A 15,619-nucleotide genomic window follows, 5' to 3' on the forward strand; every position below is an offset into this window, starting at 1 on the left:
CCAACGGTTACTTCGTTGGTGTTTTTATTTGCTAGTTTTTCATTTCATTTTTATCACAAAAAAACCAGGAACTAATGTCCCTGGTTTTTCTTTTTTAAAACAAGATATTCTGCATCGAATGAAGATTCGTACTTAGTCTTCTTTCCCTTTTTTGATAAAGGTTGCAGAGAGAACCAATCCAAGACTAGCTAGGAATGCTAAACCTACTGAATCTTGCTCACCAGTCGCTGGAAGTTGAGCTTTGGCTTCAGTTGCTGGTGCCTGTGGTTGTTCTTGTTTTTGGTTTGTTGAAATTTGAGCTGGCTTGTGATTCGCAATTGTTATAGCTGGATCTGAAACAGGTTCTTTGTATTCTGGAACCTCATTCTTAGCTGCTTCAACCCAATTAACGCCTCCCTTGAACTCTGGAAGCTCATTCTTGTCCGCTTCAACCCAATTGACGCCACCCTTGAATTCTGGGAGCTCATTCTTGTCCGCTTCAACCCAATTAACGCCACCTTTGAACTCTGGAATGTCATAAACAGCCGCTTCTGCAGCATTAACTCCACCCTTGAATTCTGGAATTTCAACTACTGGTGGTTGTTGATCTCCTTTACTAGAAAGGACTTCAGGTTCAGGAGTTGGTTCTGGATCCGGTGTTGGTTTCGGATCTGGAGTTGGCTCTGGATCTGGAGTTGGTTTCGGATCTGGAGTTGGCTCTGGTTCTGGAGTTGGTTTCGGATCTGGAGTTGGCTCTGGATCTGGAGTTGGTTTTGGATCTGGAGTTGGCTCTGGATCTGGAGTTGGTTTTGGATCTGGAGTTGGCTCTGGATCTGGAGTTGGTTTTGGATCTGGAGTTGGCTCTGGATCCGGTGTTGGTTTCGGATCTGGAGTTGGTTCTGGATCTGGAGTTGGTTGCTCAGGTTCTTCTGAAAGTTCTTGGTAGTAAGTAGTCATTTCATAGAACTCTGGCTTACCACCTTCCCAAATGAGTTTAACATCAAGTAACGGATCTTTATCTCTCACTGCAAATGTTTGGAAGCTTGAGGTAATTGCGCCCAAATCTGTCCAAGTACCGTCTCTGTCTGTTTTCAGAGTGCGAGCCAGTACGCGAGCCACTACTCCTTGAGGAAGACTAGAAACAAGTCGGATATGGTTAGCATCTGTTGGTTCTGATAAGTGGTAAACCAACTCACCTTGGTCTTTCTCAGCCTTATAGCTTGTCAAGACTTTGCCATCTACAAGATTAGTGTAAAGGTTGCCTCTACTTTCTCCACCATTTCCTTGAACCGTTGGGTCGTTGATAGGTTTCACAAATTCGCCATCATTGATGACTAATTCAGTAAATCCGACAAAACGAGCGTCGTAATTAGCAGTAAAGAGAACACGTAGATAATTGGCTTTCACTGGACTTGCAAGTTCACCCTCGATGTAGCGATTTCCAGGCATCTTAGAATCATGTGTCCATCCATCTGTCAATGAATCATCATGCATGTCATTTGCAAGGCCATCACCAACTGTCACAACGTCAGTCCAAGTCTTGCCGTCTTGGCTAACCTGAATCTTACCATCACGAAGATAGTTCTTCGTACCATCTTGGATATAAGCTCTAATCTTCTTGATTTCACGTTCGCTACCAAGTTTCAAGGTAATGTGACCATCTTTACGTGCATAATCAGAGAACTCTACAAAGTTATTGTAAACACCATCAAACAACTGATCCAAATTCTTGATCTTGCGAACATCATTAGCACCATAATAGGCATCAATTCCCATAGATGTAGAATCAAGTTTAGTTGGTTCCACTTCTTTTGTCTTAACAAGTAGAGATGTTGCGGTCACTGCTTGTTCTTGGTCAGTCTTATTAACCAAACGAGCATAACGTACCAAGGACTTATCTGTTACTTGACTAGCTGGATACCATTCTTGTGCATTTGGAGAGAATTCCAAGTCAAGGGCTGGATTTCCAATACCAATAGCCTGAATGCTCTCTGCCTGGTGAAGACGATCAAGTTTCATACCCAAGTAGCTATGAGCTGGAAGCTTAGTTCCACTTGGAATTTGCAGGTCATAACGACCGAGACTGTCATATACTGGAGTTGATTTCAAGCTTTCAACATTAGTATCTGTCATCTCGCTATTGCCTGCACGTGTTTCAACTGAGAAGTCAGCGATACGCCACCATAGATTGATATTCTTGGTATTACGAACACGGATGTAACGTGCTGAAATTGGAGTTTCAATTTCTTTGGTTTGTTCACCTGTCAAACGATCCAATTCTTGCCATGAATTTCCATCTGTAGAATACTCAAGGACACCTTCTGCTAACTTATCTCCTGAACCTTGAACGAGACGAACCTTAGTTACAGGTTTGACTTCGCCCATGTCTAGTTGTACCCAACCATCTACAGGAGTTGTATCCGTGCGATCAGCATTTGCAAGCATAGCTTCAGTATTATCACGACCATCTGTAATCTGAGCAACTGTCGTGTTGTACTTGTACATGAGATTTGGACTGATAGTCACTGTAGCTGTCTGTTTAGGACGACTTACTTCTACAGGACGATTAACAGCAATTTCTCGCACAGCAAACCAAGTGTTCTCACGATCAGAAGTTGCAATCATTCGAACAGCTTTGGCATTGATATTGAGATTTTCAAATTTAAGAAGAGGCTCATTACCAGTGTAGCTTGGTTCTGAAAGTGTTACCCACTCATCATTTTCATTGAGGTATTCAACCTTAGCATTGTTAAAGGTATCGCGTGGATTTGCTTGAGTTCCCATTGCAAATGTCAAGTTTTGAATTGGAACAGCTTTATTAAATTTCAAACCAATATAGTCACCAGTTTGGATGCTGTTTGGTGATTTGATAAGGGCATGTGTTCCTAAATCTCCGTCAGTGACTTCAGCAAGTCCACCCTCTACACCTGTACGGTTTGTAATAAAGGTGCTGATTACTTGGTCTGGGTGTAGGGCTTTTTGAACTTCAGTTGCCAATACTTCACGAAGACCAAGCAAGAATGGACGGATATGTTGTACACCCAACTCAGCTCTTTCATCATGGTCTACATAATGGAAAGTATAAGTTTGTGATTGCTCATAAAGTTTCAAGCCCTTGTAATAGCTATCCCAAAGTCTAGCAGAATCATTGTTTTCAATAGCTTCTGATCCATCTAGGAAAGCACTCAAAGCATCCATTTGGTCAATTGTATTATCCAACCAATAGTGGATTTGAGCACGCATCTTTTCGTCACCAGATGCTTTATAAAGTTGTGCTGCAGCTTTTAGTTTAGCAAATTCTGCACGCAATTCTTGACGCTCTGCATTGACATCTTGACCAGCTTTCAACTTAGACATGAAGGCCGCCAATTTTGGTGCGAGTTCAACAGACTCTTCCAATTTCACAACACGACCATCCATGTTTTGGTTGATCATATGTTTACCAAGTTCACGGAAGGCAACAGATGTTTCACTGTCAGTAAACTTACCAGTCTCAACAAAGTTGAAGGCGATATCATTTACTTTCTTAGCCTCGTCTTCAGATTTCCATTGTTTCCATGCATACTGAGCTGCTGAGAAGAGAGCAATCTTCGATGGCTCAGATTGTTGCATTGGGTTCAACATGATACCTGAAAGGAGGCTTGGGTCCACATTTGGATGAAGGAATTTCTCACCGCCACCCAAAATCAAGTGTTGTTTAGAGTTATCTGTAACAGGCCAGTTAACCCATAGAGAAACTGGGCGGTAGGTCTTACCTCCTGCAGTCAGATTATTCTTAAGGTTTGAAAGGAAGCTTTCAGATACTTCACCCCAAATCTTACCACCAGTAAGGGTCATAGAAGTTGAAGTTGGAAGATTTTCATTTAGAGATTTCAACTCATCTTCACGACCATTACCCCAATACTGACCTGGGACAAAAATCATTTCCTTACGAAGGCCAACATAAGTTGCTTGTTTTTCAGTCAACCAATCTGTCATGTCCTTCATCAAGCGGTTGTAGCTATTGTAGCCACCAACTGGACTTGGAGCATCATCGGCTAAAATACCGAACTCACGAACACCGACATCCATCAATTGAGTGAATTTAGCCTTAATGGTTTCAAGGTCTTTTTGGTAGTCAGTGTCATTACCAAAACGAATACGGTTGTTCATGAATGGGTGGATGGTCCAAACATAGCGAGTCTTGTTTTGGTTTCCAACACGCGCCAATTCACGGATTTCAGCTAATTTTTCTTCTGGATAGAGTTCACGCCATTTCTTGTTGTGGTATGGATCGTCTTTTGGTGCAAAGAAGTATTGAGTCAACTTCAAGTCACCACCATAGCGCATCAATTCAGCACGATCAGCATTGCTCCATGGATTTCCATAGTAACCTTCGATAAAACCACGATTCTTAATTTCAGCGTAGTCTTCAACAGTTACATTACGTAAAACTGGAGCTTCACTTTCATTAAGCATGTGTTTAAGAGTCGTCAATCCATAGAAGACAGCATCTGTATCTTTACCGACGATAGAGATTGTGTTGTTCTTAATTGACAAAGCATAAGCATCAATCTTATCAAAGAGTCCTTGAGAAATACCAGATATTTCTTTTTCAGCCTGTGAATGTTGACCATGAACACCAAGATAGATATTTGTAGCACCTGCTACTGCAGCTTGACTGCTTGTGTAAGAGATTTGATGATCTTGTAGAACACTCTTCAAGCGGTTGCGAGTATAAATATCTAGCTGATTACCCATGACAAGATTCACTTGTTTTTGAAGTTTAGTGACACCTTCACCATAAGTGACTTTTTGTGGTGTTGGGAATACCTTGTATTCTTTCTTGAGATAGTCTTGACTTTGTGCCGCAGCAGCAATCGCATCATCACTGGCTGGTTTTGTAGCTACAAAGCTATCAGCAAGTTCAGTTGTACCATCACCCACCTCTTCAACTCTTGGTTGTTCTGGAGTCACCGGTTTCTCAGGAGTTACCGGTTTTTCTGGAACAACTGGTTCTTCTGTTTCACTATCAGAAAGTGGCTTAAGTAGTTGGATTTCTGCAGCACTACCAAATCCTGCGACACCTGACAGAACTTTAAATTCTACCTTATTAGTTTCAACTGCTGCAAAATTAACAGTTTTTTCTTTAGTATTATTTTCCCAAGTTCCTGAAGCAACCTTAACCATTTGACCATCTTTTTGAGCATAGATTTCATAAGAGGTCACGACTCCGTTACCACCACCTGGACGTGGAAGATAAGTCAAACCATTGACTTTTTCAGGAGCGTTCAAATTCATAGCAACGGTATAAGGAGCACGGTCTCCAGTCCATTTAGAATGCCAGAAGGTATTTGGATCATTGTCGAAAGCTTTTTCTACTGGTCCTTCAGTCTCTGTTCCTGGTGTTTCCTGACTAGTTGCAGAAACTGTGAAGTGATCTGTTGGGATTAAACGTGGGTTTACAAATGCTTCATTCGACAACTCTGCACTATGCAAGATTCCTTGGAAGCCACCGATTGTTTCAAGTGGAAGTACCAAGCTATTGTGAGCCAAGCGAGGATGTGCTGGATTTGCAATACGCTCAACCTTTTCGCCATCTACATAAACTTCTGTTTTTTGTGGTTTCGTAACAACAGAGATTTGATAACGTTTATTCTTCTCTAGCTTCTTGTCAAATTGAATATGGAATTGTTCAAATTTATAAGCTAAGTAGCCATCCTTGTCTGCAAGATAAAGTTGGTTGTCCCCACTTGTAGAGAAGACCTGCTCTCCATCACCAGTCACTGTCACATCCAATTTCAAAACATGACTAGGACCAGCATCACCAACTAGGCCTTCGATAGTGCTATCTTTTTCGAAGTTCAAACCTGCTTCAGTCTTCTGTACTTTCTTAGCAAGATAATCTTTGACAGTCTCAGGATTAATCTTGAACAAATCTTCTTCAGCAACGGTCTTATCTGGATTAGATTGTGGTGCATAAACACTTGTTGGTTGGATACGGTCTGCATAGGTCTTAGCTGCACGATCTGAACCCCAAGTGCGTTCTGCAGTTGATTGCATACTCTTGAAGAAACGTTTAAAGATATCGTAAGAAGTAAGTCCTGTTTCATGGAGGTCAATGTTATCATTCCAAACTGCATGACCACCACCGATGATATTTGGATTAGATGCTTCTAGGCGTGGTCCTCCACCTGTTGAGAAGTCATTTGGTGTCCAGCGATTGTATTGAGTTTCATAGTTTGCATAATCGCCATAACCACCTTGAATGTTGCTTCCGCTTGGGACACTATAGGTTGGAATATCTGTGATATTGATAATCTTGGCACCCTGAGCAATTGCAGCCGCTGGACGTTGCCAACCAATACTCCAGATATCAACTTCTACTCCATTCCAATCAACTGGCGTTGTGCCAGGCTTAGCACTAAGTGAGCCCCAAATACGAGGTGTATAACCTTTTCCTTTGATGTACTGAATCATATCGTTGACGTAGCGACGATAGCTTTCTCTACTGCCGTAGTACTCATCAGTTCCGATATGAACTGTTGAAACGCCACGAAGAGGTGCATTTTCACCAACCAGTAACTTGTCGTAAACAGATTTAACAAAAGCGAGAGTTTCTTCGTACTTGTTATCCAAGTCTAGCATCGCTACACGCTCTACATTATGCTTGTTAGCACTAAGTCGTCCTTGATACATCAAGTCTGGACGAACCTTGACAAAGGACAAGGCGTGACCAGGTGTGTCAATTTCAGGTACAAGGTTGATATGCAAGTCTTTAGCCAGGCTAATGATCTGTTGCATTTCTTCCTTTGTGTAATGTTCTTTTGATGTTAATTTTTCACCATTTTTACCAACAACATCCGTTTCTACACGGAAACCTGTTTTGGCATTTTTAAGAACATAATCCAGTTCTTCTTTTTGACTGAGATGTTTACCTTCCACATGTTTATCTAGGAAGATATAGTTGTCATTCAAGTGCAATTGAAGATCGTTCATCTTGTAGTAAGCCATGTTAAGCATGATATCTACAAGCGTATCATAAGGAATAAACTTACGACCTGTATCTAGCATAAAGCCACGGTGGCTAAAGCTTGGGAAGTCGCGGATTTCACCGTTCTGTAAGTCTTTTTCTCCCATCTGAAGGAGAGTACGGGTTGCATAGAAGGCACCTGCATTTGTTGCAGCTTCTACTGTGATAACGCCATCTTTAATGGTGATACCATAGCCTTCTTTGCCATAGCCCTTGTCTTCAACCTTTTTAAACTCAATGCGATTTTGTGCTTCTTGACCACCAGTTGCAACTTCTAAACCACGATTTTCAAGGTCAGTTTGGTAGAACTTAGCTTCCTTGTCAAACCCAGAATTCCCAACGGAAATGACAGTTTCAGAAGTAATAGAAGTTTTACCTTCAGTGCCGTACCATTGTTGAACTGCTGGGGCAACTGCAGGTTTGGTTCCAACGCCTTCATCAGCATGCAAGCCTTTAATGACAACTTCAAATTCTTTTCTGAAGGTATGGTTATCATTGGTTTGTTGGATCATCACTTTGACATGTTGGTCTGTCAATGGTGTATAGATTTTATTATTTAGGTCAACAACTCCTTGCTTGTTGCTTCCAATCAAACTAACTTGACCAGGCAATTTAGGCAATACAAGTGATTTTCCATCTTCAGCAACAGTAATTTCTGTAACTTGACGAATATCTGTTGGTTTGCTGGTGTCTGGAATATTTGAGTAGGCACGAATTTCTTGAATACCCACATTTTTCCATTGCATAGTACCGGCTTGATAATCTGTAATTTCAAGTTTAAGATACTTAGCTTGAACGGCTTCTTTTAAGTCAACTTTTTCATCTAGAACCGGAGTTCCTGTTCGTTGATGAGCCAACTTCCATTCTCCATGACCTGATCCATTGACTTCGTCTTGACCTGCATAATAGAGATTCCAAGATTTGATGTTTGGATCATTTTGCTCGCCACGAACACGACGGTCCCAATCGATTTCCACATGCTTGATTAAGGTTGTCTTTTCAAGCTTAAATTCGATTGTTGGTTTCACAACATCACGGTCAGTTGCCCAACGAGTATCTGGATTTCCATCAATCGCCTTCTCAGCTGTAAATGGTGTGTTGGCTTCATGGTTTGATGCTGTCGCAGTAGCCTTTTCCAAATGATTGACATCTGGAGTTTCAACCAAATCTTTAGTCACTGGCTTCTCAGCTGGTTTTGCTGCTGGAGCTACTTCTTCTTTTGGAGTCTCAGCTAGTTTTGGTGTTGCTTCTTCCTTAGGAACTGGAGTTTCTGCTGGTTTTGGAGCTACTTCTCCAGTATTTTCAGGCTGAGCTTCCGCATCAGTCGGATTCGTTTCAGTAGGATCAGTTGGTTTTGCTGATTCAGCTTTTTCAATAGCTGCTGCTATATCCGCTGGTAACTTATCCAGGGGCTGAACCTGTGTTACTGTTCCTTCTGTCTCTGCAGGCCCTTCTGTTTCTGCTGCTTGAACCATACCAGCACCAAAAATGCTTGCACCAATCATGACAGAAGCAGCGCCCATTGCAAACTTACGTATACTGTAATGACACCGTCTCTCAAAAAAATGTTTTCCCATTTTCTTTATTTCCTTTCCCACGCTTAAATTGGGTAAGCGTTATCATTTCCCTTTTAAAAAGGGAGGACCAAGAGGTCCTCTCTAGGTGTTTGGTTTTCTCCATTACAATAAGTTAGGAGTTTGAGTTTTCATAGTATAAAACTCTATTATTTTTTAATCTTCTTTTCTTTTTTGAAGAAATAGAGCAGACATTGCTAATGTAAGACCAGCTAGGAAGAGGTGTTCAGTTGTGCCTTCACCAGTTTCAGGAAGTTTGGACTGATCTGCTTCTTTTTGTGCTGCTTGCATAGCAGGTGTTGGTGTAAGAGCTGGTTTCTGATCAAGTTTTTCTGCAACTGGATTTGTCTGATTGTCTCCTGCACCTAATGTTTCTTTATACTCAGGAACATCATTCTTAGCAGCTTCAACCCAATTAACGCCACCATTGAACTCTGGAAGCTCATTCTTGTCTGCTTCAACCCAATTAACGCCACCCTTGAACTCTGGGAGCTCATTCTTATCCGCTTCAACCCAATTAACGCCACCTTTGAACTCTGGAATGTCATAAACAGCCGCTTCTACAGCATTAACGCCACCCTTGAATTCTGGAATGTCATAAACAGCCACTTCTGCAGCATTAACGCCACCCTTGAATTCTGGAATTTCAACTACTGGTGGTTGCTGTTCTCCCTTACTTGATAATACTTCAGGTTCAGGAGTTGGTTTTGGATCTGGGGTTGGCTCTGGATCTGGAGTTGGTTTCGGATCTGGAGTTGGCTCTGGATCTGGAGTTGGTTTTGGATCTGGAGTTGGTTTTGGATCTGGAGTTGGTTCTGGATCTGGAGTTGGTTTTGGATCTGGAGTTGGCTCTGGATCTGGAGTTGGCTCTGGATCTGGAGTTGGTTTTGGATCTGGAGTTGGCTCTGGATTTGGAGTTGGCTCTGGATTTGGAGTTGGCTCTGGATTTGGAGTTGGCTCTGGATTTGGAGTTGGTTTCGGATCTGGAGTTGGCTCTGGATTTGGAGTTGGTTCTTCAGTTTCTTTAATTTCTTTCAAGCCTTCTACCAATTTATTAAGTCCGTTTGGAGTTAATAAGTTATGTTCTGCAAGACCATTCTTGTACGCTTCAACAGCTGCCAAGTATTCTTTCGCATCTTGACGATCAATCTTACGAACACGTTCTACTTCAGCATTGTATGCAGCTTCATCTAATGGTTTATCATTTTCAATTGGAAGGACGAAGCGTAATTCCGCTGCTGAAATATGTCCAGGGTCACCGTATGTTTCGTTACCAGTAAAGATAGCTTTCTTCACCTTGATTGGAGCATCAAAGTTAATCACTTTTGTCTTCGCATCATTTGCCCATCCAGTAAAGTTAAAGTTATGTTCTTGTCCTTTTTCATCAATCACTGTAAGGCTACCGCTCATCACACGTCCGTTTGGACCTGAAGGACGAGGAACATATTCAAAGCGAGTTGATTCCATCGGATTATTGAACTCTACTGTTAATGGTTTTCCTAAGCTATTCACTCCATAAGGTGTATGCCATAAAGTATTTGTATTTCCATCAAATGCATACCATACATTATCTGCTTCTTCATAAGGAGCATCAAGATCATGAATATCGTCCCAATCTGGAGCGCTACGTTTCACCGCAAGTTTTTCTTTAGCCTCGTTAACGCGTTCTACAAGAGCTTTAGCATCATCCACACTAATATCATCGTCTGCTTCTAATAAAGCTGCTACAGCGTCTTTATAAGCATTTAATGAATCTTGTTTGTAGTTGCCATTTACGATTGGAGTATTCTTTTCGTATGCTTCATCGATGATCATCTTACCAGTTAACTTAATTTCTTCAATTTCAAGGTTATCTAACATAAAGTCTTTATAACCTTTGAAGTTGATTTCGTTGTTATCTGTATCTCCTTTAGTATCGGCACCACGCGCATTTGAGTAAATACCAATCCAAGTGTTTCCACCTTTTTCACCAGTAACATAGAAGCTTACTTTCTTAGGAGTTGATGAATTTTCCCAAGTGTTTTCTAAGTCGTATTTCGTTAATTTACTACGACGAGAATTTTCGCCATTACCGATAACGAATGAGTATGCTCCATTTGAACCTGCTTCATAATCGAAGGTTACTTTATAAGTCTTACCTTCTTCGAAGCGGAAGTTTTGTGGAATTGTTTGGTAAACGAGTTTGTCATTTCCTGTTAAACCGTTCGTCTTCAATGACCAATTGCCTTCGATAACATCGTTGACTTTCTTACCATTCCATCCACGTTGAGTATATGGTTCGTGTTTCTCAGATAAGTGAGTACGGTTATCTTGTACGCCTTCAACATCGCCAACTACGAATGGGAAGATACCTTGAGGCACTTCTTCAAAGTCTTGTTTGAATTTACCATTTCCTGTATCGTGTTTTTCGTTGTACATTACAGATTGATTTTCAAATACACGAATTTCATCGAAGTAAGTTGCTGCTGCATCCGCATCACGTCCAAGTTCTAATGTCACATTAGAAACATCTTCGCCTGTTGTGAAGTATACATACATGTTTTGGAAGTAACTTGTATTATCTACTGTCGCATTCTTCTTAAGTGTGTTATGCGCATGTGCTTGTACATAGTTCTTCGCGATTGATTTATTTGTGTAGTTAGAAATCACTTTATCTCCGACACGGACTGTGATATCTGCACGTGCATCGCTTCGGTTATCCACGCCTACATAAACGGCATATCTTGTATTAGGTTTCAAGTCTGTTAAGCGTTGTTTCAATGTCACACGTTCAGTGTTACCTTGAATACGTAACATTTCGTTTGCCCCTTGAGATTTCACGATTTCAGCATGTTCGCTGTCACCAGTTTTTTCCCAATGATCTAATGTTCCGCTGTTGAAACCTTGGTCATAGATGTGTAGTCCTTCACTCCATACCATTGTCTTCTTGCCTTGAGGAGCTTTGTAAAGTACATATGGTTGGTACGCATCTCCCGTAATTTGAATCTTACGGTCTGCGCCGACTGTTAATTCCACAACATCTTGTTTTCCTTGGTCTGTTAGACGATAGAGGTATACTTTATCTCCAGTCCAATCGTCTGGAAGTGTCCATTCAGTTGTTCCAGCAGTATTTGTGAAGAAGTACATCTTTTCTTTGTCGCCTGTTAAAGCTTTACCATTTTCATCCCAGTTCCATGGTACTAAGTAGCTTCCACCATTTTCGATAACACGACCGTTTAATGTTGTGACACGTTTACGGTAGTCTGGGCTGTTAGGGTCGTTTGATTGACGAACAATCTTCACTTCATCCCCATTGTCATTTGTTAAATCAACTTCCATTTCTGGAGTCCACTTGTAGTTTTGACCATTGTCGCTCATCGCAACTGGGTCACCGTTCACCCATTTAGAAACTTTGTAGTGTTGGAAAAACTTCGTCATGATGTTGTTTTCGAAGAGGTTACGAATATATCCTTCGTAGTCGCTTCGACCTTGCCATCCTTCGAAGTCTTTCATGTTATATCCACCAAGTAATGGATAGTTCGCTGCACCACCGTAACTTGGATAGTCACCCACCCATGAGTCTTTTTGGTGGTTACGGATGAATCGAGTAATGTTTGAGTTAATACCTTTCAGTGAGTATCCACCGTAAGTTAAGTCAGCGGCCCAGTGTTGGAATGTTGAGTCATATTCCGCACCGAAGCCCCACTCGATTGCCATACGCCAGCCTTGAGAGTTTATTTCTTTAGCAAGTACGTGAGTTGGCCAAGCAGTGTTATCTCCTGATTGTCCGTTACCCCAAACGTCCACATAGATGAAGTCTAAGTCAGCACCTAGTTTTTCTCTTAATTCTTTCCAACGATCCAAACGTCCATGAGCTAAGTCATATTCTGCATCGATGTTGATACCTTGGTCTAACCAGTTCCAACCGTACATATATGTTCCGTCAGAGTTTCTACGTAAAATGGCTTCACTGAAGTATTTAGATTCAGGATATGTTTCAGAAGCGTTTACGTGAATACCGATTTTAGCTCCGTATTCTTTTGCTCTCGCTAATAATTTCTTGAAGTCTTCAACGCCACCGATTCTCTTACCGATATCTGCATAGTTTAAGTGACCTGAGTCGTGACCTTCACTACCATACCCTTTAAGTAGGATTGATTGGCCTAATCCGTCTGTGTGTAAGTTAATCTTCTTAATACCATCTAATGTCATTAAGAATGGGTTTTGCGCTTGAGATGCGAAGTTCATTGCAATACGATACGCTACTAAATCTGGAACAGATTCTGCTCCTTTAGGATTGTTCATGATATTACGATAGGCAATCGCACCATCTTGCCAGTCCACAACATTATCTTTGTTTAAGTCTTTTGTGATGACTACTTTAGAACTTGGTAATTCTAATGTGTATTCTGGGAATACCAAGTTCTTATAAGCACGTTGGTACCAGTAAGGTGAGCTTTGAATACCTAAGTAGTTCACGCCTTCTACACGTTCTAACGCTGTTGTTAAACGTGCAAAGTCATTTCCTCTGTAAGTAAATTGAGAGTTACTCCAAACAGACGCTGCTAATTCGTTAGAAGAAACAAATCCATACATGAAACCGTAAGTATATTCATTCATCTTGCCTTCTTTCAAGTCTAAATGATAGTCTCCACGGTTATGTGTGTTTGTTGACATTTGAGCACCATCGAATTTCGCACCTTGTTTATTTGAACCTACAGACACTAATGTGTTTCCTGGGAATTCAATGGTTTGGATTAATTTGCGAACATTGTCGACTGGTTTACCCATTTCGACATTGTTTTTGTTCACTACTTTTGTCACATCGAAGTGCATTTCGTTGCCGACTAATTGTAATTTCACAGTGATTTCAGCGTTGATGAATTCATCATCGTTTCTTACTTTCATTACATATTCTGCAGTAGTGTCATCAATCTTACGGTATTGAACTTCTGGAGTGACTAATACACCGTTGATTGACATTTTATCTAATTTTTGAACTTGACCTGTTAACGTTTTTCCATCTAATTCATATTCTTTAACACGTGGAAACGCTGTGTCGATAATCGCTTTTAATTGTTCTGATTGTAAAGTTTCATAGTGAACATCTTGGTCATTGCGACGTAATCCATCATCCACAGCCGGAGTTTCTTCTTCAGGTTTGATGTTATCTTGGTTATCCGCTTTGATCGATACAGAAGATAATTCTGTACCGTAAGTCCCAGCTTTGAGGTAAACTTTATTCACATCAGCTAAAGCGTTCTTGACAGCTTCTGGAACGACTTCTGTGCTAAATAAATTTTGTCCATTATTTGTAGCGTTTAATTGACCGTCTTTCTTGTACACGATAGATAGATGGTTTTCTTCCCCTACATTTGGTGCTTCTACACGAGTCTTGCTATACCATGTGTTTACATTTGGTCCTTTGTATTGCCAGAACCAACCGCCCTTGTCATACCCTACAAAGATGTTGTTGTCATTATCTTTATATTTTAGATATACCCCAAAGCGAGTTTCAGCTGGAGGAGTGTTTGCCTTGAACGTTAAGTCAACGCTTACATTTCCTTCCGCATCCGCCTGTAATCCAGCTTTTTCAAATAAAGCTTCGTTTGCTCCATTGTCGTTAGCTGTTGTTGAAGTTAATTTGTTGTAGCGTACTCCGCCTTCTTCAACGACTTCAACATTCCCTTTCACACGGCTTACTGAATTCCACTCTTTTTTCACTTCGGCAGTAGCGTCGCTAGTTTCTCCCGTTGCTGCTTCAGCTGGTTTGTTTTCTGCTGGTTTGTTTTCTGCTGGTTTATTGTCAGCTGGTTTTTCTTCCTGAGGTTTATCCTCTTTTGGTTTTTCTTCTTTATCTTCAACTTGTTTATCAAGTGCATATAGACCCGCTGGTTTAGTTGTTTCAATACCTTTGATGTAGTTTTGAATCCACTCTAATTGAGCAGGTGAGAAAAGAATACCTCCACTACGTTTACCAGATACACCGTTTTGATGAATCCCAATTAATTTTCCATTTTCATCAAAGATTCCGCCACCACTGGCACCAGGTTCACTTCCTTGGTAACTAATTCCACGAACGCCCTCTCCATGGTCATTAATATCTTCGACAGTGGTATTAAGAATTGGATCAAGCTCTCCTTTTGGATAGCCAAATACATGCACCTTATCTCCTGTCTTGATAGTTGATGGTTTATCTGCAACTTCAACTGGAGCATTTGCAAGTGGACTGCGAAGTTTGACAATGGCTAAGTCATTTTTATAACCTTTTAGGAAGCCTTCACGGTCCCAGTGTTTTACATCATTTTTACTAAACTTAACGTCTGGTGCACCTTCATAAGAAACTGTATACACATCTTTATCACTTTCGATGTTGTCTGCTACCTTACGATTATTGCCATCCGGAACATCCTTGATAAAGTTATGAGATACTGATAAGACAAGATTTTCTCCGATAACAACCCCACTACCAATACCAGCTTCGCTCTTAATTTCAACAGTCGCACCGTAATTTAACTCACCGTTTTTAGTTTTAGCGACATCTTCTGGAACTAAACTTTTATCTTCTTTTTCTAAATCTTCTTTTGAAGCAGAATGTCCACTATCTTCAGCCTTATCGAGTTTTTCACGCAAATCCTTTGGAAGTTCATTTTCAGTTGCTGAACTTGTTGCAACTTCTTTTTCTTTCTCTAATAATTCTTCCTCAGTTTTTGGTCCTTCGGTAACTTCAGGAGAACCTTGATCTTCTCCAGGTTTTGGTGCTTCAAAATCATGTCCATTATCATCTTTTGCATTTGCCAGAGCAGCTGCTAAATCAGCTGGCATATTTGCGGTAGACCCAGTTTGGGCTGTATCTGCCAAAACAGTACTTGTTCCAAAGAATGTAGCACCAATGACAACAGAAGCAACACCTAATGAAAATTTCCGAATACTATATTTACAACGTTTTTCAAATAACCTTTTATCCATTATTTTTTATTCCTTCCTGCTTAAAAAGTAAGCGTTTGCATTTCGTCTTAAAAAAATAACCCCCTTCATTATTTTCGCTTATTTTTTAAACATATAAATATTTCTT

The 15,619-nt window shown here is 40.7% G+C and carries 2 protein-coding genes; both read right to left on the reverse strand.

Annotated features, from left to right (window positions below):
• Positions 1-132 precede the first annotated feature (132 nt).
• On the reverse strand, positions 133-8,568 hold the full coding sequence (locus tag I1J71_RS07155) for an SIALI-17 repeat-containing surface protein (protein ID WP_195184246.1): 8,436 nt from the start codon (positions 8,566-8,568) through the stop codon (positions 133-135).
• 153 nt (positions 8,569-8,721) lie between these two features.
• Entirely contained in the window at positions 8,722-15,513 is a 6,792-nt protein-coding gene (locus I1J71_RS07160) for a SpGH101 family endo-alpha-N-acetylgalactosaminidase (protein ID WP_195184247.1), read from the reverse strand.
• Positions 15,514-15,619 lie beyond the last annotated feature (106 nt).

The organism is Streptococcus infantis, assembly GCF_015546995.1.
In the GTDB taxonomy this organism is placed as follows: Bacteria; Bacillota; Bacilli; order Lactobacillales; family Streptococcaceae; genus Streptococcus; species Streptococcus infantis_J.

Excerpts from the sequence above, each read along its gene's own strand:
- I1J71_RS07155 (WP_195184246.1), bottom strand. The coding sequence starts at position 8,568 with ATGGGAAAACATTTTTTTGAGAGACGGTGTCATTACAGTATACGTAAG.
- I1J71_RS07160 (WP_195184247.1), bottom strand. The coding sequence starts at position 15,513 with ATGGATAAAAGGTTATTTGAAAAACGTTGTAAATATAGTATTCGGAAA.